Raw genomic sequence first — 21,150 nt, 5'->3', positions numbered from 1 at the left:
CTATGATTCACAAATATTTCAAACTTGATAAGAACTACATTCTGGAACAAGCCCAGATAGACAGTGAGCAAGAGCTCATTGTGTACCTTATTGATTTTGTGAAGAAATACTATCAGGATCAATTTAACCCGCTAGGGTTAGTAGATGAGCCTGTAAAAACCATTAAAGCACATAAAACAGAATATACTGACAGATTAATAGAGTTTTACCGAAATCTGGCAGGGGTTTATCGTTACAAAAACTCAGACAATCAGCTAGAATTACTCTTTGATGGTCAGGATCATTATGCAAAATATACGCGTGACTGGAAAGAGACCTATAAAAACTGGCTGGTAGAGTTCTGTGGCAAACCCAACTTCATAAAAGCCGTCTTAGAACTTACCGTGTTTTTCCCTGAAGGTAAAAGAGCAGAACTGGCAGAAAATAGAATGAAAAACTTCATTCATAACCAATTCGACTTAAAAATCTATAAGCACAAAGGCATTATAGAAATGAAAATTGCCTAATATAGCCTTATCTTAAGATCTCAAATCCTTTAAAATCTTCAAAGTCAGATTGCTCAATCACCACTTCCTCTACGTGAGATTGGTCTGATCCTTGGTGCAACCAATCCACAAAGCGCTCCATCTGCTCTTCAGCACCTTCAGCCTCCACGTAAACACTACCATCAGACTCATTTCTCACCCACCCTTGTATACCATACTCTAAAGCCCTTTTCTGTGTATTAGCTCTAAAAAAAACACCTTGTACTTTACCTATTACTCTAATATTCAAATGTTTCATCATTAATCCTCTTTAACTATTTCCTTTCCGGAAGAAGTTCCTATTCTATCAGCTCCTGCTTGTATCAACTCTATAGCTTGAGCTTTAGTTTTAACACCCCCGGAAGCCTTTATCCTCACTTGAGAAGGCAATACCGAACGCATAAGCCTTATATGCTCTACTTGAGCACCTGAAGGGGCAAAGCCAGTAGAAGTTTTCACAAAATCAACCCCGGCATCAGCACAGAGCTTACTGGCTACTTCTATTTCCTCATTATTTAAATAGGCCGTTTCGATAATCACTTTCATTATACAAGAATGCTCGTGAATAAGCTTACTACATTTAGCCAATTCTATTTTAGTCCATGGCATACCCGTTTTAAAAGCGGACATATTCATCACTATATCTAACTCATCAGCACCATTATCTATAGCTACTTCTATCTCTCTAATTTTAGCTTCTGTCATCTGATAGCCCAGCGGAAACCCGACTACCGTTACCATCTGAATGTCTCTATTCTCTATTTCTCTAGCAGCTTTTTTTACCCAAAAAGGAGGCACACATATGCCCCTGAAATTATAATCTATTGCCTCCTGCACCAGTATATCAACATCTTCCGCCGTCATGGTAGGTTTTAAATTAGTCTGCTCTATGTACTTATGCAAATCTTTCATAATGCTTTAAAAGTAAAAAAGCTGCCTTTAAAGACAGCTATATTTAATGAACAATTCCACATTCTTTACAAAGTTTTCGTTTTCCTGGCTTCCTCTTTTTTGGCTTTTTCTTATGTCCAAAATAAGATGGGTCTGAGTATTGAGGTTTCTTCATTTCCTTAGCCATCTTCTTATTCCTTTTGGCATTAGCCTCCATCAGCTCATAAAACTCTTCCTTCTTAGTCTCTAAATCTTTTCTAAACCGAGAGCGAAATGACTGTTTACTCTTTTTACTATGTCTTTTCTGCTTAACAGAACTCGTCCCGGCTTTGGCATTTTCAGCATAAGGTTCAAAAGAATTACCTCGAGAACTTTTCTTATCCGTCTGCGCCTGGCTAGTAAATATTATCCCAATAGTAAAAAAAGAAAACAACAATAAAATCCGACTCATATTCACGAAATTAAACATTCTTAATTAATAACAAGAATGCATATGTTTTATTGTGTTTAGCGCCCCTTAGGAGCTAGCATGGTCTGTTTACGTCTATATATCCAGGGAGCTTCCACTTCCGACTCACTCCACAGTCCTACCTTCTGATCTCTCGCATTTTGCTCTAAAGCCACAAGCCTTTCTTCCGCCTTGTACGCCCAGGCTAACCCCTTGCTCACCAGTTCATTATTAAGATTCACACCATTTTTTAGCACTACTACTGCAAGCTTATTTCCCCATCTATCTTTACCTTTCAACTCTACAGTTACTTTTTTCTTTAAAGCCAACTTCATTGTAAATCGCCTAGCCTCTTCAGAAAAGCGCTGCCCTTCTTCAGGACAATCCACCTCACTCAGCAACACCTTTATCGTTTCATTATCTTCTGAAAGCACTTCTAAAGTGTTTCCGTCGATCACATTAATCACCTTGCCAGAGAACTCTTCTGCAAAAAGATTTGGCACATTAACGAGCAAAAAAAATAATAACAATGGTCTCATAATAAAGCCTCCTATGTTCTAGTAATTAATACTTTTAGGAGGCTTCAGGTAAGTTTAAAAAAGGCTTTTAATCGCAGTATTGCTTAAGAAAATAAGAGGCTTTGCTATCTCCAAGATCCTTGGCTTTTCTCCAACTTTCACAGGCCTTATCCGCCTCTTCTAACTGGTAATAAATATTGCCCTGCACCTTGTAATAAGAGGCATTAGAATCATCTAACTTAATGGCTGTTTGAATAGCCTCCAACGCAGCTCCAACCTTGTCGGCAGACACTTTTGCATTAGCCAGATTGTAATGTGCAGCGGCATCATCAGGTGTAAGTTGAATCACTTTATTATAATCTATTATTGCCCCTTCATAATCTTCATTCTCTTCCTTCAAATACGCGCGGTTATAATAAGCATCTGCTAATTCTGGATCTTTAGCTATTACATCATTCAGATCAGCCATTGCAGCTCTCATGTTACCCAAGAAAAGATTTGCACGGGCTCGGCTCATATAAACATCCGCTCCTTTTTCACCACCATTAATGGCAGCCTGCAAATCAGATAATGCATCTTCATAGTTTTCAGTTTCTATAAGAGCTTTTCCTCTATGATAATAAGTCTCTGCCGAGGTATTGCCAGCCTCTATGGCATCATCAAAGTAGGATACTGCTTTACGGTAATCCTTTTGCTGATAGTATGACTCCGCCATGTAAAATACCAACTGGCCGTCTGGCTCACCAGTGATCTCCATAACAGTTCCTATATCATTGAGCGCCAAATCATATTGACCAGACTGAAAATATAACTTACCTCTATTTTCTATTGCCTTGATATACTGCCCATCTTCCTCAATCGCTTCTGAATAACTAGCTATTGCTTTCTCTACATTCTCAGTAAGCTCATAAGCTTTTCCTTTGTTGTTACTCAAAATAGGATCATCATATCCCTTCTGAGATGCTAGGTCGTAATCTTTAATAGCACTTTCATAATTCTTTAGACGAAAGCGTGTATTACCCCTATTGTAATAAACCTTACCATTAGATGGATCTTTTTCAATAGCCTTATTCAATGCCGACAGTGCCTCCTCAAACTTCCCCTCCTCATATAATGATTCTCCTAGCTGGCGATAGACTTCTGCGCTTCCAAGTCCTTTATCTATGGCCATTTGCAAATCGGGAATTGCCTTGGTGAAATAATCGGTATAGTAGTATGCTGCACCTCTCGTAACATACACATCTGGCTTTTCAATTCCTTTATTTAAAGCGCTATTTAGGCTCTCTATGGCCGATTCATATTGTTGCTGCGAAAAATAAATATTACCCAAGCCATAGTATAATAGTTTATCATCAGCCCCCATTGATTGAGCCTTTTCCAAATAACTTAAAGCATCAGCTGTTTTTCCAGTTTCAAATTTAGATACTCCCAAATACAGGTACTCTTCTTTTCCTGCATTACCATCAGAAATCACTTTACTCAAATCGGCTTCTGCCCCTGCATAATCTTTCAATTCATATTTCGCGGCCCCTCTGTTCCTTAGTGCTACAGCATAATCAGTCTTTATAGAAATGGCCTTATCAAAATCAGCCACGGCCATTTTAGCCTGTCCTGTTAGTAATTTGGCCTTTCCTCTATTATTGTAAATTACCTCATCAGTCATCCCAGCTGCTATCGCTTTATCATAACTTTTTATGGCGTCGGAGAGTGATCCTTTCCTAAACTGCGCATTCCCCAGATTATAAGCCACTTGCGGATCTGTAGCACCCAACGATACTGCTTTTTGAAGTGCCACTATGGCATCGTCATATTTCTTCAGTTCATTATAAGATAAACCCAGTTGTGATGCCACCTCTACACTGTTAGGGTTGGCTTGCATGGCCTTTTCTAAATCTGAAGCTGCACCTGAATAATCATTAAGATAATACTTGGCACTACCTCGTTTTTGGTAAATATCTGCTGACTTTTCTCCTAGCTTCTCCGCTTCGTCGAGATAGCCAGCTGCCTTTTTATATTCTTTAGCATCATAATTAATGAGTCCGGCATATAGATATAATTCTCCACTTTTGGCTCCTTCCTTTATAGCTAGCTCCAGATATTTCTTCGCAGATTCAATATCAGCGGTTTTATAATAAGCTAAAGCTAACATCTGATTAACCTCCTTATTAGAGCCACTGGCTTCTTTGGCTTTAACCAAATCAGCTATAGCCTTCTGATAATTTTTCTGTTCAAAGTGAGCCTTTCCTCTGCTTAACAAAGCCTTACCATCATCTGGCTTTATTTTTAAGACCTTATCAAATTCGGCAATAGCACCTGCATAATCTTTCAGGTTCATCTTAGCTCTACCCAAATTATTAATTACCGTTAAGTCATCCGCCTTTAAACTCACTGCTTTAACGTAATAGGTAATCGCGTTTTTATCATCGTTTTTAGAGAAATAGATATCGCCTAATATTTTATATATATCAAAATCAGCGGTTCCCTGAGCTTCTACCTTTTTCAAGTCCTCCAGCGCTCCGTCCATATTGCCAGCAGAGTAGCGAGTAAGGCCTCTATATTGATATACTTTAATATTTTTAGAGCCTGCAGTAATAGCTTTAGAGAGGTTTTCTTCCGCTCCTCCGCTCTTCGCTTCATAAGCCGAAATACCAAGCATCTCATAAATTTCAACTCCACTTTTACCCGCTTTTTCCGCTGCAGTAAGATAGTTAAGTGCCTCTCGATAGTTGGCTGTTTCATAAAGAGCCACACCATATGGATAATTAATATCTTCAACTTTAGCTCCTCTTTGAATAGCACTTTTTAGGTTCGCAGCGGCAGCTTCATACTGTTTAAGATGAAACTCAGCAATACCAAGGTTTTTGTATAATTCGGCATCAGAACTTCCTGCCTTTTTCAAAGCCTCATAATCCTCCTTTGCCCCAGCCCAGTCATTTAATTTAAACTTAACAGCTGCTCTGTTTTCTAAGGCTTTGGTATAATCAGATTTTAGTTTAAGCGCCTGATCATAATCAGATAAGGCTTCTTTATCCTTGTTTTGCAAAAATTTGGCTTTTCCCCTATTATTAAAAACTACAGGGTCAGAGGCGTCAAGCGCAATAGCTTTACCGTAATTAGTTTCAGCCTTATAATAATCCTCTTTCTTAAACTGTAGATCTCCTAATATTTTAAAAGCATCATAATTTTTAGCTCCTTTATCCACTGCCTGCTGCAGATCTAAGGCGGCCTCCTCCTTCTTTAATTCATGTCTAGACAAGCCCCTGTATAAGTACAGATTGGTTTCATTACCACCTTTATTAATCGCTTGAGACAAGGCGTTATCAGCCGCAGAATAATTCTTACTATAATAGTAGGCCTCTCCCAACTTAGAATAAACCTCTTTAGTGCTCTCTTGCTCCGCTGCCTGCTCTAGGTATAGAGCAGCCTTTTTATATTCCTTTTGATCGAAGTATATATTTCCCAAATAAGTTTTTAGCTCAGGGCGTTTGTTGCCTCTTTGCACAGCACTTTCAAGTGCCTTCTCGGCTTGTTCATATTGAGATGACTGGTAAAATGCTATCCCTTTTCTTGCGAAATTTTCATCTGTAACGGCCCCTTGCTGTATCAATTGATCATAATCTTCAGCAGCGGCCTTCCAGTTTTTTAGCTCAAAATTAGTCTCTGCCTTATTCTCTAATGCTTTTTGATAACCAGACTCTATGCTTAAAGATTTCTCGAAGTCCTTTAGAGCCTCTTGATAGTTTTTAAGGTTATATTTTGCTTTACCCCTATTATTATAAATAGTGGCATCTGATATGCCTTTGCTGATAGCCATATCATAATACTTCACCGCATCCTGATAACTATCCATTCTAAATTTAGCATTGCCCAGATTATAAGCAGCTTCAGGAGAAGCAAAGCCCATACTTATGCCCTTCTCCAGGTCTCCGGCAGCGCTTTGGTAATCTTTAAGTTCATATTTAGTGAGACCTCTGTAACCAAAAAGCTCAGCGGTATTTATCCTGGCCTTTACGGCATTATCAAAATCTTCACGAGCCTTTTCATATTCTTTCAGATGAAAATAAGCTATACCGCGTTTTACCAGTACTTCTTCATTATTAAATTTAGAGTTGATCAGCTGAGAGTAATCCAGCGATGCGCCTCTATAATCTTTTAATTCTAACTTTCCGTTAGCTTTTTCGTATGCACTTTGAAGGGGGTCTTGGTCTTGAGCCCTGAGGGTGCTACCTGTAATTAAAACTAATAAGGATAAAAATAATGCTCGTATCATCACCTAAAAAATTGGCTTTAGTAAATATAAAAAATTGTTTGGTGGTAATGAATAGATGTAGGTAATCTAAAATATGTAACAACCCCAACGTTTAAAATAAGTAGGATTCACTGCCTTTCCAGATTAGTTCTTATTAATTACTTTTATTTTTTAAGTTTATCGAGGAAGTTTGTAGTAATTTCTTGTTAGAATGTTTTTTCAGCAATTCCATTAAATCATAATGACCGGAATATTAATTGTAGAAGATGATGCCTCTTTTGCCACTATGCTAAAGGGCTTCCTGGAGAAGAATGGTTTTAAGTGCGATCATGCCCCCAGTGCACTCGCCGCACTTAAGTGTCTAAATAAAAATAAATATGAGATAGTAATCTCTGATTTAAAAATGCCGGATTATGATGGTTTGGATCTACTGCGTGATATAAAAAAGAATGCTTACGACTGCCCTGTGATAATTATGACCAGCTATGCCCATATTAAAAGTGCAGTAAAAGCCATGAAAATGGGAGCATTTGAATATATAGCTAAGCCGATTAACCCTGACGAGCTGCTTTCTATAATAAAAAAAGCTCTGGACAGAAGTAAAGAAAAGCCTAACACCAACACCACTGCTCCTGCAAAAAAGGTGAAAACTGGGTTTGAATTCGTACCAGGAAAAAGTGAAGAGTTTCAAAAGGTGATGAAGCACGTTGATCTGGTAGCTGCCACAGATATGTCTGTAGTGATACTAGGCGAAAGTGGAACAGGTAAAGAGTACATAGCCAGACGCATACATGAACAAAGTAAGAGAAAAGACAAGGCTTTTGTTTCTATTGACTGCGGCGCCCTTACTGAAGACCTGGCGGCAAGTGAGCTGTTCGGGCATGTAAAAGGAGCCTTTACCGGCGCCGTGAACGACAAGGATGGTCAGTTTAAAATTGCCAATGGAGGAACCTTATTCTTAGATGAAATAGGCAATCTATCCTATGAAATACAAGTAAAATTACTCCGGGTTTTACAAGAGCGAAAAGTACGAAAATTGGGAGGAACATCAGACTCTGATGTAGATGTGAGGCTCATTACTGCTACCAATGAAGACTTAAAAACCGCTGCCTCTGAAAATAAATTCAGAGAAGACCTATACCATAGAATTAATGAGTTTATGATTAACCTGCCTCCGCTTAGAGAAAGGAAAAAAGACATCATGGTATATGCAGAATATTTCCTTAATAAGGCCAATGAAGAGCTAGAACGCAACATAGAAGGCTTTAGTGAGGATGTGGTAGAAAGATTTTTAGGCTATAGCTGGCCTGGCAACCTGCGTGAACTAAAAAATGTGATCAGAAGATCTGTTCTCTTGGAAACCAATGAGCTTCTAAGCACTGAAAATTTACCTGAAGTGATGTTTGAAAATGCTGACATCACTGAAACCCAACCAAACCAGGATTTAAAAAGTATCGCCTCTGAAAATGAAAAGAAACTTATTGAAAAGACTTTAAAGGAGGTAAAATACAATAAATCTAAAGCCGCCAGAATTTTAAAAATAGACCGATCCACTTTATATAATAAGATCAGAAAATACTCTCTAGAATAAGAAAGTTTTGTTTTCCAGTGCTGTGATGAGTCTTTTTGCTAGCTGAATAGCCTCATTAACTTCTTCTTCCAGCTCATGCTGAGTCATCTGTATAGCTTCTGTCTCAAGCTTCTTCAACTTATTGTTGAAGTCTTCATATTGATAGTAAGCCACCGATGAAAGCATTTTATGCGCACGATTCTGTACTGCTTGGGCTCCTTCATGCTTTACCTCCTCTTCTAGCAGAGCTATCTCCTGCCTGAAATTCTGAATAAAGGTATTGATATAAGTTTTTATCAGCTCTTTATCTCCCATAGCAAAGGTCTCGATCTTGCTAATATCTACCTCGTCATGCTCGTTAAAAAAACTACTTATCTGAGAAATTTTATCTGCCGTTAAAGGCTTAGCCATATACATATCCGCCTTACCTTCTTTTATTTCGGTCTGACTCAAGATCACTAAAGGCAAGCCCGATCCTTGCTTATAATTAAGAATCGCCTCCTCTACGTTACTACTCCCTACATTTAAGTCTGAAAGAATGAGATCATAATCAGCTACATTCTCTTTTAGCAACCCACCCAATTCTCCATATCCAGTCACATCAAAGCCTGCCCGCTTTAGCTGAGCCTCTATCATAGTCCTGGTAAACTCATCATCCTCAAGAAGTAGTATTTTTCTATTCATCATTTACTTAATAGCAGTGAAATATAAGTAGCTCCTGCTCATAGCTTTACACCAAGCAGAAAATCATTTTCCAAAAATGAAAAGATAAGCAATAAATCAATAAACAAGGATGCTAAAAGCGCGAAACAAGGAAAGAAGATGAAAAAATCTCGTTAATAACATTCATATCTGTATTTTTGCGATAGAATTATCAAGATAAAATCATAAAACATAAACAAATGAAATTATTAGAAGGTAAAACCGCGCTGGTAACCGGAGCTTCAAAAGGTATAGGAAGGGCTATTGCACTCAAGTATGCTGATCAAGGAGCTAACATTGCTTTCACTTATCTTTCAAGTGTAGAGAAAGGCGAGGCTTTAGAAAAAGAGCTTGCTGACAAAGGTGTAAAAGCCAAAGGTTATCGCTCGGATGCTTCTGATTTTGCTGCTGCTGAGCAACTAATCAATGATGTGGTTACAGATTTTGGTTCTTTAGATGTTTTAGTAAACAATGCGGGTATCACTAAAGACAACTTACTGCTAAGAATCAATGAAGCAGACTGGGATGCGGTTATTAACATCAACCTTAAGTCTTGTTTCAATACTGTAAAAGCAGCTACTAAAACTTTTATGAAACAAAGAAGCGGATCTATTATAAACATGACTTCTGTAGTAGGGCTTAAAGGTAACGCAGGCCAAACGAACTACTCTGCCTCTAAAGCAGGTATTATCGGATTCACTAAATCTGTAGCCTTAGAGCTAGGCTCAAGAGGAGTAAGATCAAATGCCGTAGCTCCTGGTTTCATCGAAACAGAAATGACAGATGTTTTAGACGAAAAAGTAGTACAAAGCTGGAGAGATGCCATTCCTTTAAAACGAGGCGGCTCACCAGATGACGTAGCAGATGCTTGTATCTTCCTCGCTTCGGATATGTCTAAGTACATTACAGGACAAGTAATTCAGGTAGATGGCGGCATGCTTACCTAATAAATAATATTATCAGGCTTTCAACAGATGTTGGAAGCCTTTTTTTGATCTAGCATTCCCATCAAGCCCCTCAATTCACCCCTAGGGCATAAACTTATTTTAGTTCCACACTCACCTTGTTTTCTTATAGAAAAAGAGGTCATTTCATCGAAAATTCATTTTTAATCCTGCCAAAAAATCACTATATTAATATAAGTTATTACTGTTCACCTAAACTAATAAAACCTAAACCTTATGAGAAAACACCTTACTATTACACTATCTGCTCATCTATCCGAAAACGCCTGAGCAATATAGATACTACACAGGGCTAGAGCCCGATTACACTTTCTGGTAACCAATAATTATTTTTCATAAATGGAGGTAATATTTATCTCTCAATGGAAAGATATTGCCTTCCCTAAACTCAATGTTAAACCACAATCAATATTCCTTATGAGAAAATTAATGACGTTTATACTCATTTACCTGGTGAGTATACCTATGGCATCGGCACAATACAACTATGCCGAAGCTCTTCAAAAATCTATGCTTTTTTATGAAGCTCAACAATCAGGAGAACTCAACAACAACCGACTCAACTGGCGTGATGACTCAGCCCTTGATGATGGCTCTGATGTAGGCCATGACCTCACTGGCGGCTGGTACGATGCCGGAGACCATGTTAAATTTGGTTTTCCTATGGCCTTTTCTGCCACCTTATTAGCTTGGGGAGGTATAGAGTTCGAAGATGGTTATGTAGCCTCTGGACAAATGGAATACCTCAAAAGCAACTTGAGATGGGCCAATGACTATTTCATAAAATGTCATACTGCGCCTAACGAGCTATGGGGCCAAGTTGGTAATGGAGGCACTGACCATGCCTGGTGGGGCTCCGCAGAAGTGATGCAGATGGAAAGGCCTTCTTATAAAATAGACGCCAGCAGCCCGGGTTCTGATTTGGCAGGAGAAACAGCCGCAGCTATGGCAGCAGCCAGTATCATTTTTCAAGATGATGACCCAAGTTACAGCAGCACACTTCTCTCTCATGCCATAGAGCTATATGACTTTGCAGATAATTACAGAGGGGTGTACTCCGATGCTATAACAGACGCTGCTGGCTACTACCGATCATTTAGCGGCTATGCTGATGAACTAGTTTGGGGTGCCATATGGCTATATAAAGCTACTGGAGATGAGGCCTACCTCAATAAAGCCATAAGCTATTATGAGAATTTAAGTAATGAAGGACAAAGTACAATAAAGTCATACAAATGGGGACTCGCCTGGGATGATAAGTCATACGGGTGTTATATTCTACTTGCGCAAATAACTGGTGACACCGAATACAAACAAGACGCAGAAAGACACCTTGATTACTGGACTACCGGATACGACGGAGATCGAATCACTTATACTCCTGGCGGACTAGCCTACTTAGATGTTTGGGGTGCACTTCGCTATAGCCTAAACACCAGCTTTTTAGCGTTAGTTTATTCTCCTATAGCCACATCATCAACCAAAAGTAGCACTTATTATGATTTCGCTGTATCACAAATGGAATACGCCCTTGGTGATAATCCAAGAAACAGCAGTTATGTATGTGGATTTGGCAATAACTTTCCTGAAAACCCACATCATAGAACCGCACATGGCTGCTGGTCTAACAACCAGAATGGACCACCAGAATTTACTAGACACACTTTGTACGGTGCGTTAGTAGGTGGCCCTAACAATGACGATTCTTATGAAGATGAAAGATCTAACTACATTAATAATGAAGTAGCGTGTGATTACAATGCAGGTTTCTCTGGCGTACTAGCCAAATTTGTTGATGATTTTGGAGGCACCGCATTAAGCAACTTCCCTACTCCAGAAACTCCGGGTGAGGAATTTTTCACCGAAGCAAAACTTAATGCTGAAGGCGGCACACACACTGAATATGCTGTATGGATATACAACCACACTGCCTGGCCGTCAAGGATAGCTGATTCTCACACCTTCAGATTATTTATAGACATTTCTGAGGGGGTAAGCGCAGGTTATTCCGCCTCTGACTATATCGTCTCTACTAACAATTCGGGCGTAGCTACTTTTACTCCATTGATGGCTTGGGATGCTGGTAATAACATTTATTATACCGAAGTAACTCTTAACTCTGATATCTTTTTATGGCCTGGAGGGCAGGGAGAATCTCGCCAAGAGGTGCAAATGAGGGTTAGATTACCTTACGATGCTCCAAACAGCGCATGGGATCCTACAAATGACTGGTCTTACCAGGGAGTTAATGGCTCTTTATCAAAAAGCCCTAATATCCCTCTATATGTAGACGGTGAATTAGTATTTGGAGATGAGCCTGGTCCTGTAGATCCGGTAGACGTCACTGGAGTTACACTATCTCCCAACAGCACAGAGCTAAGACTCAACCAGAGCGCTACTTTAATAGCTACAGTAGCTCCAGCTAATGCCACGAACCAAGGTGTAAGCTGGTCTACCAGTGACAATAGTGTGGCCACGGTTTCTAGCACAGGTGTGGTTACCGGAATAAGCGAAGGTACAGCTACTATTACAGTAACTACTGATGACGGTGGCTACACAGCTACCAGTGAAATAACCGTAATAGACGAAGAAGTAGAACAATTTACAGTGACCACTTCTACCATAGGAACAGGAAGCGTAAGCTTAAGCCCTACCGGAGGCACCTATGATGCTGGCACTATGGTTACTCTTACTGCTAACCCTGGCTCTAACTATCAATTTACCGGATGGTCTGGAGACGCCAGCGGAACTACTAATCCACTTACCGTAACTGTAAATTCCGACTTGGTTATCACTGCCAGCTTTGAAGAAATTACTGTTCCTCCTTTAGGATGTGAAAGTTATGAAACCATATCACTTCCTTTTGACAATGATGGTAGCGGAGATTTCTGCTGGGTAACTTCTGGTAATATTAGCTTCATCAACTCTTGGAACCTTGATGAGCTAACCATTAATGGAGTAGACTACACCAACACCTGGTCTAACAGCCTACCTGCACGCATAGATGGCAACTACTATATTCACTATAGTGCAAGTGTAGCTTGGGCTCATGCCGAATTTAATGGTAGCTCAGTAGCCATGATCAACAATGATCAGATGCTTATATATCCTAATCCTGCCTCTGAAGAGTTAAGATTTAAGGGCATAACAGAATATAATTTAATATCTATTATTGATACTTCTGGCAAAACCATTTATGAAAAACAAATTGATAGTAGCGAAGAGCTAACTATACCACTAAATGGCATTAAACCAGGCGTATATATTCTTAAAGCACAAAGCGCACAAAAAGAGATTGTGAAGCAATTCATTATTGAATAGCTTTTAAAACAGGCTGCCTCATACTATGGAGGATAATTTTTAACAAGAGTAAACACACCCAATTCCCGCCTAACTCCTGTTATCCTCCATAGGGAGGCAGCCTTTTATTTAATACTTTTGCGTTCCAGCTCAAACTCCATGCCTGCCTGATATAAAGTAGCTCCAGGAGCAGGATCACCCTCATCAAACATTATTTCTACATCCATATCAGTCATAAAGAAATGATTAGCTGTTCTGGGCAATATTTCAAACACCGGTTGCCCTATCACCTGAAACAGATATTTATCAGCTTCACTCCATACTTTTACGGTAGCCCCTTTCATGAGATACTCTCCTTCAAATCTAGAAAATGCACCTTGTTCTAGTTCTATTCCCTTTCGTTCTTCAAATCTAGTCAGCTCCATATTCATTCCATTCTGCTTTAAATTAACAGAAGCCACCTCAGTCCCTCTCCAATTAAATTTAAGCTCAGCTTGTACCGCTTTAAGAAAAAATTCGTCTTTTCCTTTCGGGAAAATCTCAAACTTTTGCTGACCAGGCAATTGGGTATATAAATGATCTCCCTCATGGGTTATAGTCATTAAGGCTCCGTTTATCAACTTATACCTACCTGAATAAGCCGGATAATTACTTTTATCTACATCAATCTCTGTATTTTCTTCCAGCTGATTACTATAAAAAAGATCAATAAGCTCATGAGCAAGGTTAGCAGGCACCACATACCTTGCAGGGAAGCAATTACTAAGCACCACTATGTGGGCGTCCAATTCAGGGAAATAGGCCAAATAAGACAAAAAGCCATGTAATCCCCCACTATGACCATATTGCTGCTGTCCTCGATATTCACTTACGGCTATGCCAAAGCCGTACTCCTTATCACTTCCATCATTTAACTTAGTAGGCGCTAGAGCTTTATCCATTAAATTGTGAGGGATGATCTTGCCCCCATACAAATGCTTATTCCATTTCACCAGATCCTGAGCCGTACTATATATAGCTCCCGCCCCCATGGCCTGTGTCATATCCCAATTAATCGCATCTTGAAATTTTTCATCTTCAAAAGAATAACCCTTGGCTTCATTAGTGTACATTTCTGAGTTATCATACAATCCTGTGCGATGCATTTCCGCTGGTTTAAACAGTTTTTCATTAAGATAATGAGCATATGAATCCCCCGAAACTTCCTCTATTAGATAGCTAAGCAGGTAATAGGCTGAATTATTGTATTTATACTCTTCCCCAGGCTCAAAATCATAACCTAGTTGTTGAATATGCTTTACCATTTCAGCCGTAGAGATTCTTTTACTCACTTGTTTCAAAAAATCAGGGTCATCAGTAAAGTTTTTTATTCCACTGGTATGATTAAGCAAATGTTTGATTTTCACTTTATCCCCTTTCGGGAAGTCAGGAATGAATTTTATTAGAGGATCTTCTAATGACAATTTCCCTTGTCTTACTAAAGTTAAAACAGCTACAGCTGTAAACTGCTTAGTAATAGAGCCTACTCTGAAAATAGTTTCATCATTCACCTTTGTTTGAGACTCCACATCAGCATACCCTTTTGTAAGTTCATAACGAACCTCATCTCCTTCCACCAATAATACCGATAGCCCAAACTTTTTTTCGGGCATTATTTTATCTACAAGTGAGTCTGCTTGCTGAGTAGGGTTTTGTGCATAAATATGGCTTATAAGTAAGTGGCAAAGAATAAATATAAGAGAGCGCTTCATAGGTTTAAGGGTTTAATCTACAATATCAATAATATTCCAAAAACACTTATAAACAAGCTTTTTCTGATTAATGGAGGTTATATCGGATCAGCGTTTATAATTAAGTAGCATTTGCTACCTTTATGCCATGCGGTTAATTTCACACCCTGTTCTTTGCAATTATTATATCACCTACAGATGTAATGCACAATGCGGCTTTTGTGATATCTGGGAAAAACCGTCACCCTATGTAGATATAAAAAGAGTTAAAAAAAACCTCTCTGACTTAAAAAGGCTTGGGGTGAAAGTAATAGATTTCACCGGAGGTGAACCGCTTTTACACCAAAACTTAGATTTGATTCTAAAGGAAGCTAAATCATTAGGTTTTATCACCACCGTAACTACTAATTGCCTTCTTTACCCAAAAATGGCTAAGAAACTAAAGGGCCTAATTGATATGCTTCACTTTTCACTAGACTCTCCCAATGAAGATGAACATAACCTTTCAAGAGGAGTGAGGTGTTTTGATTTTCTTTTAAAGTCCTTGGAAGTAGCTAAAGACTTAGGCGAAAAACCGGATATTCTTTTTACGGTTTTTGAAAATAATGTAGATCAAATAGAGGAAGTATATGAGAAGTTTTGTAAACCCAACGGGCTAGTACTTATCCTTAATCCTATGTTTGAATATGGATCTGTGAATACCGGCGATGCTCTTTCTAACAACACACTGACTAAACTCAAGTATTGGTCTAAAAAACCCTCAGTATACCTAAATGATGCATTTGTGCAGCTACGAATAGATGGGGGTAACCACATTAACAAGCCTGTATGCAAAGCTGCGAGCTCCACCGTAGTTATATCTCCTTTTAATGAATTAATACTGCCTTGCTATCACCTGGGTATACAGTCCATCAAAATTCAGGATGACCTGTATGACCTATACCATTCTGAAGAAGTAAAAAAACTGATAGCGCAGGAAGGTAGGATGCCTGCATGCGAGGGCTGCACCATTAACTGCTACATGCAACCTTCTTTTGCCATAGAAATGAACAAGTACTGGTGGAAAGCCTTACCCAGTACACTGAAATACAATCTGTTAAAAGGCACCTGGAAACAACTTCTACCCGGAAAGAAAGCCTGAAAAATAGTTAGCTCAACTAACTATATCCAACATTCAAATAAATAGTAACCTCTCTTTGTCGTTAAAAAATGCATTTTATTGCTTAAAACCACTACTCAACCGGAATATTATATAATATTTTAGAATAATTGCGTTACTTACATATGCTATTACTAAATACCAACTAACCACTAAACACATACCACCATGAATGTAGAGGAAAAAGAGATCAAATTAAAAAGAGCTTTAATTTTAGGCAACTTCTACCACAGACAAGTAAAGATAGTGAAAGCTATTCATGAAGGCTACGAAACTATCATAGATACCATTATTGGATTGAAGCACGATCTAGTATTAACGAAAGACGGGGGTTTTATTCCAAGAAAATCGATAAAAACAATTTATCAACTTTAGTACACACACAACTCTAATAAACTGGTTCCCGACCACCTGATAGTGGTCGGGAATTTTTATATACGTTTAAATAACCGCGGGCAAAGACCATTTCCTGGCAGGAATCCAAAGTCGGCCCTTACAGAATCTTTCAAATCAATAATGAACTAAAGCCTACAAGAGCCAAATAGCTATTTCTGATATAATAACTTAAATAATCTTCCTCGCTTGCCCTTTCCTTCGCTAGAAATATAAAGCGTACCATCTGGAGTAAAACAAATACCTTCCGGCTGTTGGTAGATATGCTTATCTAACTTCACTACTTCTTTGATTTTATAATCGGCGGTAAAAATAGTGATTACATGATCAGCAGAAATCACATAAATATCATTAGTAATAGGGTGAACATCTATCCCCGAAGGATCAAATTCCTTTACATGGTCAAAATATTTTCTACCTTCTAAGAAAGCGTCAAGGTCCGACTCTTTCACATGAAATAAATCCTTCTTAGAAACCTCCTTAGTTTCAAGATCAAGCCCGTAAATGGCCTTTCCATCTACTTCATTACCGTCTACATCACCACTATTTTTACAGGCTATGAGTAGCTGTTTTCCATCATAGCACATGCCTTCAAGGTTATTTTTAGAAGAAAAGGCCGTTTCTACTTCCTCAGCATCCACCTTGTCCTCATCAGTTAACTCAAAAAAGTAAAGATCTCCATTGCTTTTCATTACATAAGCCATGCCATCTATGATCTCTACACTTTCATAATCTCCACTCTTATGAAATTTGATTTTCCTTTGAATTTCTCCATTGGCACTATTAATCAAATATAAATAACCGCTTTCATCTTCAATGGTAGCCAGCGTATTTTCATCTATATAGGCCAGTCCGGAAGTTTCTTCCAGGTCATCATGCAACTTATCTTCCCTATCAGGCTGGTAAAACTTATACCCTATTTCTTTTTCGTTATAATCCAGGTAAGTACTATCAGAATCTGTCTCATAAATAGTATTACAATTATTGGTAAGCATGGTAAGTGCTAACATTCCTAAAATTAACATCGTAAAAGTCTTCATATCTAATAAATCTACCTCCTCAACAACCCAAAGAATATTGAGTTTAGGAAAAAAGGTTCTAATATTTAATTATATGCCTTTATCTTTGTGCATGCTTTTAAAAAATGACCTGATCCTCCGTACCATAAAAGGAGAAAAAACGGAACGTACACCTGTTTGGCTTATGAGACAAGCGGGCAGAATTTTACCTGAATACAGAGCCGTAAGAAGTGCTTTAAGTGGTTTTAAAGAATTAGTCGAAACGCCTGAAAAAGCCGCCGAGGTAACCATTCAGCCTGTAGACATTCTAGGTGTAGATGCTGCCATTATCTTCTCTGACATTCTGGTGATACCTGAAGCTATGGGGCTGACTTATGAAATGGTAGAGAAAAAAGGCCCTAGGTTTCCTGAAACCATTAAAAGCAAAAGTGATATAGAAAAGCTGAAAGTAGCTGAGCCAGATGATCTGCATTACACCATAGATGCTATTAAGATCACAAAAAAAGAACTCGACGGCCGTGTTCCATTAATAGGTTTTGCTGGTGCTCCATGGACTATTTTTGCTTACATGGTAGAAGGTGGTGGTAGCAAAACATTTTCTAAAGCAAGAGCCATGCTCTACACTGAGCCTGAGCTGGCACATCAGCTTTTACAAAAAATCACTGATAGCACTATCAATTACCTTAAAGGACAAATAGTGGCCGGAGCTGATTTGATTCAAGTATTTGATTCATGGGCTGGCATTCTTTCTCCTGCTCAATATGAAACTTTTAGCCTGCCTTACATATCACAAATCTGTGATGCTATTACTGAAGTTCCTAAAACGGTTTTTGCTAAAGATGCCTACTTCGCCAGAAGGTCTTTAGGCAAGCTCAATTGTAATACCATAGGCCTAGACTGGTGTATGGATCCTCAGGAATCAAGAACATTAATAGGGCCGGAAAAGGCACTGCAGGGCAACTTAGACCCATGCGCACTCTATGGCACTGAAAGCGATATAGAAAAAGCCGTTAAAAATATGCTTGAAGCTTTTGGTCCCGATAAGCACATCGCCAATTTGGGCCATGGCGTGTACCCTGACATGGATCACGGCAAGGTGAAATTCTTCGTAGAAACTGTAAAAGAATTGAGCAAGGGGATGAGATAATCTCCTTGCTTTTACATTCTATTAAGCATAAAGTTAACATGTACCACAGACTATTATTTTTAGGCGCAGTAATCTTTTTAGGTGTTTTTGCCATTTTACACGAAGTCTATCACGTAAACGCCGGATATACCTACATTTTTCTAATACTTTCTTTAGGCTGTATAATCACCAGGAGAGTACTAGTTTACAGGGAGAAGAAAAAGAATTAGAGGAGCTTGAGATTAATGAGCTCTTCTAAAACTGCATTACCCACACTTAATATAACATCAACTATTTTACTAGAGTAATCTTGCTGCAGCAGGTAGGGTAGAAAATTACTATAAACAATCTGCAGAAGATAACAGAAATTAGGCTCGCACCAGCTAAAGGGCTTTAAATACAGAAAGCATAATCTTCCAACTGATGTAGATCTTTAAGAAGTTTTAATTAATGAATATATTTACATATATAATTAAACTATATACATGAAAGTACTCATTTTTTTAAGCATAATATTATTTTCTTATAATGCCCATTGCCAAGTAGAATACCTAGTTACTGCTAAAAATGGCTTATCAATTAGAAGTCAACCCAGCAATAATGCAAAACAAATCGGCAAACTGAGTTTTGGAGATAATATTCACATAATTGAGAACACCAATCATCCCATGTCCATAGAAAAAAGATCGGGATACTGGGTGGGAGTCTCCACTCCAGACGGAATAAAAGGCTATGTTTTTAATGGTTATTTAAAACCTTACACAAAAAATGAAATAAGCTATTTTTTAAATAGGAAGGAGGGAACATCTCATCAAGAATTACGAGCAACTATAAATGATAAGGATATCGTTATAATCAGCTACGAGGAGAAACAGTGCTTTGAAATAGTAGAGACTCAGGATTATGATTATAATGGATACGAAGAAGTTTTAATAGAATTTAATGCCTGCGGAGGAAACTGCTGTGGTAATTCCTTTATTATTTTCTCTTATAATGGATCTAATTTTACAGCATCTGATCAAATTGGTTATGATTTCGATGGAATCGAGCTTAATTATGATAATAAAAATGTCAGAAGTTTTTTAGTTGATGAACAAAATGAGGGATATGGCAACACAACTTTATGTGAAGACAAAAAAGGGATATATTTATGAAAATAATAATTTTAAAACAATTAAGTTCATAAGTGATGATAAGCTGAATGCCATTATTGAATTAAAATCTGAAGATTTCTTAACTTATGAAGACGATACGTTTGATAAAAAATTGTCAATAAAGTATGACTTAGATAACAATGGCATTGAAGATGAAATTAGCGGTAAGTATTGGGAAAGATGGGGCAGTTTATTTGACTGCACAGTTATTCTAAACCATAAAGAATTAGAACTCGAAGATGTGATAGGTGCACCAAAACGAATAGGGGTTCTAGAGTCAAAAACAAACGATGTGCATGATTTGGTCATAGGATGTGATGAAATATTAAAATGGAACGGCTATACCTATGAAAAAAAATAGGCCGTCACATAGGCACAAGCCACCGCTAATTCTAACTTTAATATCGCTGGTTTATTCAATAATAAGATTCAGTCCTTTTATGTGAAAAGGATACAAAGATCAGAGAAAATAAAGATTACGCCACCATAGAAATTAATGCTTAATTTGGTTTCAAAATTTATGACATGTCTACAGGGAATTTACTTTATGATGTAAAAGGGAATATTTCCAGTGGAATTCTTCAAAATGATGTTTTTGTCTTTGTTCAGCGAGTCAGTAAAAATTCCACATACTATGCTTTTGTCCCAGATCAGGAGGTTCTTTACCAAATAGAATTTCCACTGAATGAAAGAAGAAGAATCAAATGGCTCGACAAAGAAGGAGCTGTATTGTCTTATAATTCTGATTCTGAAATTATTATTAAGTATGACCAGTCTTTTAAAAGAGTAAAAAAGAGCGAGTAGCTGTTACTGTATTCTTCACTTTCAGCAAAAGAACACCAAACTGAGACTCGCTCCGACAAAGGAGTTGGCGGATCACCTATACTCTTCGTAATACTTCGCTTTGGTACGACCTTGCCATATTCTCGCTATTATCGGCTTTATTATTTAATGTTCCTCACCATCATATATCCACATGGGCTCGGTTTGCCCTGCGCGTGAAAAGCCAATTTTCTTATAAAAGTCAACCGCCTTACCATCAGCAGCAAGCATCTGCATATGAAATCCGGCATATTTCTCTTGCATCTTATCCATGATCATATGACCTATTCCTTTACTATGGTAATCTGGCAAAACCAGCAAATGAGGGTAATATACTACCAGATACCCATCAGAAATAGCATTGCCTATGCCTACCAGCTTATTTCCTTCCCAGGCTGAAACCAAACCATGAGAATTCATCAGTCCTTTATAAAGTGCTTCAGGTTTATCGGCCGAACTCCATTGATTAGCTCTATACAGAGCCATAATATTTTCGATAGGTATGTCCCGGGTTTCTGAAACTGTAATATTCATTAGCTATTAAAGAATTCTTTGAATTTAGGGTAAGTAATTATTTTAT

Annotated in this window: 19 protein-coding genes; 10 read left to right on the top strand and 9 right to left on the bottom strand. The window is 38.2% G+C overall.

Annotation, left to right across the window (positions count from 1 at the left end; translation table 11 throughout):
- The first annotated feature begins 2 nt into the window (after positions 1-2).
- Positions 3-506: a hypothetical protein gene (locus JL102_RS01975; RefSeq protein WP_202241999.1), complete on the top strand. Its 504-nt coding sequence runs from the start codon at positions 3-5 to the stop codon at positions 504-506.
- Positions 507-513: 7 nt separating this feature from the next.
- Here the strand turns inward: JL102_RS01975 and JL102_RS01970 are convergent, their stop codons facing one another.
- From JL102_RS01970 to JL102_RS01950, 5 genes are all read right to left on the bottom strand, one after another.
- A complete protein-coding gene (locus JL102_RS01970; RefSeq protein ID WP_237390305.1) occupies positions 514-786 on the bottom strand; it encodes an acylphosphatase in 273 nt (90 codons plus the stop codon).
- The gene (gene deoC / locus JL102_RS01965) at positions 786-1,436 is read right to left on the bottom strand and encodes a deoxyribose-phosphate aldolase (RefSeq protein WP_202241998.1); all 651 of its coding nucleotides are present in this window, start codon (positions 1,434-1,436) and stop codon (positions 786-788) included. Before deoC ends, JL102_RS01970 begins: the two co-directional genes overlap by 1 nt.
- A 43-nt stretch (positions 1,437-1,479) precedes the next feature.
- Complete coding sequence (locus JL102_RS01960; protein WP_237390304.1) at positions 1,480-1,866, bottom strand: hypothetical protein; 387 nt, start codon at positions 1,864-1,866, stop codon at positions 1,480-1,482.
- A 56-nt stretch (positions 1,867-1,922) separates the two neighbouring features.
- Positions 1,923-2,402, bottom strand: a complete 480-nt coding sequence (locus JL102_RS01955) for a thermonuclease family protein (protein WP_202241996.1) — start codon at positions 2,400-2,402, stop codon at positions 1,923-1,925.
- 67 nt (positions 2,403-2,469) lie between these two features.
- Entirely contained in the window at positions 2,470-6,651 is a 4,182-nt protein-coding gene (locus JL102_RS01950; protein ID WP_202241995.1) for a tetratricopeptide repeat protein, read from the bottom strand.
- A 220-nt stretch (positions 6,652-6,871) separates the two neighbouring features.
- Here JL102_RS01950 and JL102_RS01945 point away from each other — a divergent pair, with 220 nt between their 5' ends.
- Positions 6,872-8,221 (top strand): sigma-54-dependent transcriptional regulator, encoded by a 1,350-nt coding sequence (locus tag JL102_RS01945; RefSeq protein WP_202241994.1) that lies wholly within the window; start codon positions 6,872-6,874, stop codon positions 8,219-8,221.
- On the opposite strand, the gene JL102_RS01940 is transcribed toward JL102_RS01945, so the two are convergent.
- Positions 8,213-8,887 (bottom strand): response regulator, encoded by a 675-nt coding sequence (locus JL102_RS01940; RefSeq protein WP_202241993.1) that lies wholly within the window; start codon positions 8,885-8,887, stop codon positions 8,213-8,215. The genes JL102_RS01945 and JL102_RS01940 overlap by 9 nt on opposite strands.
- Positions 8,888-9,102: 215 nt before the next feature.
- On the opposite strand from JL102_RS01940, the gene fabG reads away from it, so the two are divergent.
- Both fabG and JL102_RS01930 read left to right on the top strand, forming a co-directional pair.
- Complete coding sequence (gene fabG / locus JL102_RS01935) at positions 9,103-9,849, top strand: 3-oxoacyl-[acyl-carrier-protein] reductase (protein WP_202241992.1); 747 nt, start codon at positions 9,103-9,105, stop codon at positions 9,847-9,849.
- A gap of 357 nt (positions 9,850-10,206) precedes the next feature.
- Entirely contained in the window at positions 10,207-13,188 is a 2,982-nt protein-coding gene (locus JL102_RS01930; protein WP_202241991.1) for a glycoside hydrolase family 9 protein, read from the top strand.
- Positions 13,189-13,292: 104 nt separating this feature from the next.
- Here JL102_RS01930 and JL102_RS01925 read toward each other — a convergent pair whose 3' ends face one another.
- Positions 13,293-14,918 carry a serine hydrolase gene (locus JL102_RS01925; protein ID WP_202241990.1) on the bottom strand — a complete coding sequence of 542 codons (1,626 nt, stop codon included), beginning with the start codon at positions 14,916-14,918 and terminating at the stop codon, positions 13,293-13,295.
- A gap of 127 nt (positions 14,919-15,045) precedes the next feature.
- Between JL102_RS01925 and JL102_RS01920 the strand changes: the two genes are divergently transcribed.
- Complete coding sequence (locus JL102_RS01920; protein ID WP_202241989.1) at positions 15,046-16,038, top strand: radical SAM protein; 993 nt, start codon at positions 15,046-15,048, stop codon at positions 16,036-16,038.
- A 186-nt stretch (positions 16,039-16,224) separates the two neighbouring features.
- Complete coding sequence (locus tag JL102_RS01915) at positions 16,225-16,431, top strand: hypothetical protein (RefSeq protein WP_202241988.1); 207 nt, start codon at positions 16,225-16,227, stop codon at positions 16,429-16,431.
- A gap of 170 nt (positions 16,432-16,601) precedes the next feature.
- On the opposite strand, the gene JL102_RS01910 is transcribed toward JL102_RS01915, so the two are convergent.
- Positions 16,602-17,489 carry an SdiA-regulated domain-containing protein gene (locus JL102_RS01910; protein ID WP_202241987.1) on the bottom strand — a complete coding sequence of 296 codons (888 nt, stop codon included), beginning with the start codon at positions 17,487-17,489 and terminating at the stop codon, positions 16,602-16,604.
- 91 nt (positions 17,490-17,580) lie between these two features.
- Between JL102_RS01910 and hemE the strand changes: the two genes are divergently transcribed.
- From hemE to JL102_RS01890, 4 genes are all read left to right on the top strand, one after another.
- Positions 17,581-18,615, top strand: coding sequence for a uroporphyrinogen decarboxylase (hemE, locus tag JL102_RS01905; RefSeq protein ID WP_202242438.1), 1,035 nt, complete (start codon positions 17,581-17,583; stop codon positions 18,613-18,615).
- A 464-nt stretch (positions 18,616-19,079) separates the two neighbouring features.
- Entirely contained in the window at positions 19,080-19,748 is a 669-nt protein-coding gene (locus tag JL102_RS01900) for an SH3 domain-containing protein (protein ID WP_202241986.1), read from the top strand.
- Positions 19,702-20,109 carry a hypothetical protein gene (locus JL102_RS01895; protein WP_202241985.1) on the top strand — a complete coding sequence of 136 codons (408 nt, stop codon included), beginning with the start codon at positions 19,702-19,704 and terminating at the stop codon, positions 20,107-20,109. Before JL102_RS01900 ends, JL102_RS01895 begins: the two co-directional genes overlap by 47 nt.
- A gap of 164 nt (positions 20,110-20,273) precedes the next feature.
- Entirely contained in the window at positions 20,274-20,552 is a 279-nt protein-coding gene (locus JL102_RS01890; protein WP_202241984.1) for a hypothetical protein, read from the top strand.
- 144 nt (positions 20,553-20,696) lie between these two features.
- Here the strand turns inward: JL102_RS01890 and JL102_RS01885 are convergent, their stop codons facing one another.
- Positions 20,697-21,104, bottom strand: a complete 408-nt coding sequence (locus JL102_RS01885) for a GNAT family N-acetyltransferase (protein WP_202241983.1) — start codon at positions 21,102-21,104, stop codon at positions 20,697-20,699.
- Positions 21,105-21,150 lie beyond the last annotated feature (46 nt).

The organism is Fulvivirga sediminis, from assembly GCF_016757215.1.
GTDB classification, from domain to species: Bacteria; Bacteroidota; Bacteroidia; order Cytophagales; family Cyclobacteriaceae; genus Fulvivirga; species Fulvivirga sediminis.
Note: the sequence above shows the minus strand (reverse complement) of the source record. Positions and strands in the feature narration are given on the sequence as shown.

Excerpts from the sequence above, each read along its gene's own strand:
- JL102_RS01975 (WP_202241999.1), top strand. The coding sequence starts at position 3 with ATGATTCACAAATATTTCAAACTTGATAAGAACTACATTCTGGAACAA.
- JL102_RS01970 (WP_237390305.1), bottom strand. The coding sequence starts at position 786 with ATGATGAAACATTTGAATATTAGAGTAATAGGTAAAGTACAAGGTGTT.
- deoC (WP_202241998.1), bottom strand. The coding sequence starts at position 1,436 with ATGAAAGATTTGCATAAGTACATAGAGCAGACTAATTTAAAACCTACC.
- JL102_RS01960 (WP_237390304.1), bottom strand. The coding sequence starts at position 1,866 with ATGAGTCGGATTTTATTGTTGTTTTCTTTTTTTACTATTGGGATAATA.
- JL102_RS01955 (WP_202241996.1), bottom strand. The coding sequence starts at position 2,402 with ATGAGACCATTGTTATTATTTTTTTTGCTCGTTAATGTGCCAAATCTT.
- JL102_RS01950 (WP_202241995.1), bottom strand. The coding sequence starts at position 6,651 with ATGATACGAGCATTATTTTTATCCTTATTAGTTTTAATTACAGGTAGC.
- JL102_RS01945 (WP_202241994.1), top strand. The coding sequence starts at position 6,872 with ATGACCGGAATATTAATTGTAGAAGATGATGCCTCTTTTGCCACTATG.
- JL102_RS01940 (WP_202241993.1), bottom strand. The coding sequence starts at position 8,887 with ATGATGAATAGAAAAATACTACTTCTTGAGGATGATGAGTTTACCAGG.
- fabG (WP_202241992.1), top strand. The coding sequence starts at position 9,103 with ATGAAATTATTAGAAGGTAAAACCGCGCTGGTAACCGGAGCTTCAAAA.
- JL102_RS01930 (WP_202241991.1), top strand. The coding sequence starts at position 10,207 with ATGGAGGTAATATTTATCTCTCAATGGAAAGATATTGCCTTCCCTAAA.
- JL102_RS01925 (WP_202241990.1), bottom strand. The coding sequence starts at position 14,918 with ATGAAGCGCTCTCTTATATTTATTCTTTGCCACTTACTTATAAGCCAT.
- JL102_RS01920 (WP_202241989.1), top strand. The coding sequence starts at position 15,046 with ATGCGGTTAATTTCACACCCTGTTCTTTGCAATTATTATATCACCTAC.
- JL102_RS01915 (WP_202241988.1), top strand. The coding sequence starts at position 16,225 with ATGAATGTAGAGGAAAAAGAGATCAAATTAAAAAGAGCTTTAATTTTA.
- JL102_RS01910 (WP_202241987.1), bottom strand. The coding sequence starts at position 17,489 with ATGAAGACTTTTACGATGTTAATTTTAGGAATGTTAGCACTTACCATG.
- hemE (WP_202242438.1), top strand. The coding sequence starts at position 17,581 with ATGCTTTTAAAAAATGACCTGATCCTCCGTACCATAAAAGGAGAAAAA.
- JL102_RS01900 (WP_202241986.1), top strand. The coding sequence starts at position 19,080 with ATGAAAGTACTCATTTTTTTAAGCATAATATTATTTTCTTATAATGCC.
- JL102_RS01895 (WP_202241985.1), top strand. The coding sequence starts at position 19,702 with ATGGCAACACAACTTTATGTGAAGACAAAAAAGGGATATATTTATGAA.
- JL102_RS01890 (WP_202241984.1), top strand. The coding sequence starts at position 20,274 with ATGTCTACAGGGAATTTACTTTATGATGTAAAAGGGAATATTTCCAGT.
- JL102_RS01885 (WP_202241983.1), bottom strand. The coding sequence starts at position 21,104 with ATGAATATTACAGTTTCAGAAACCCGGGACATACCTATCGAAAATATT.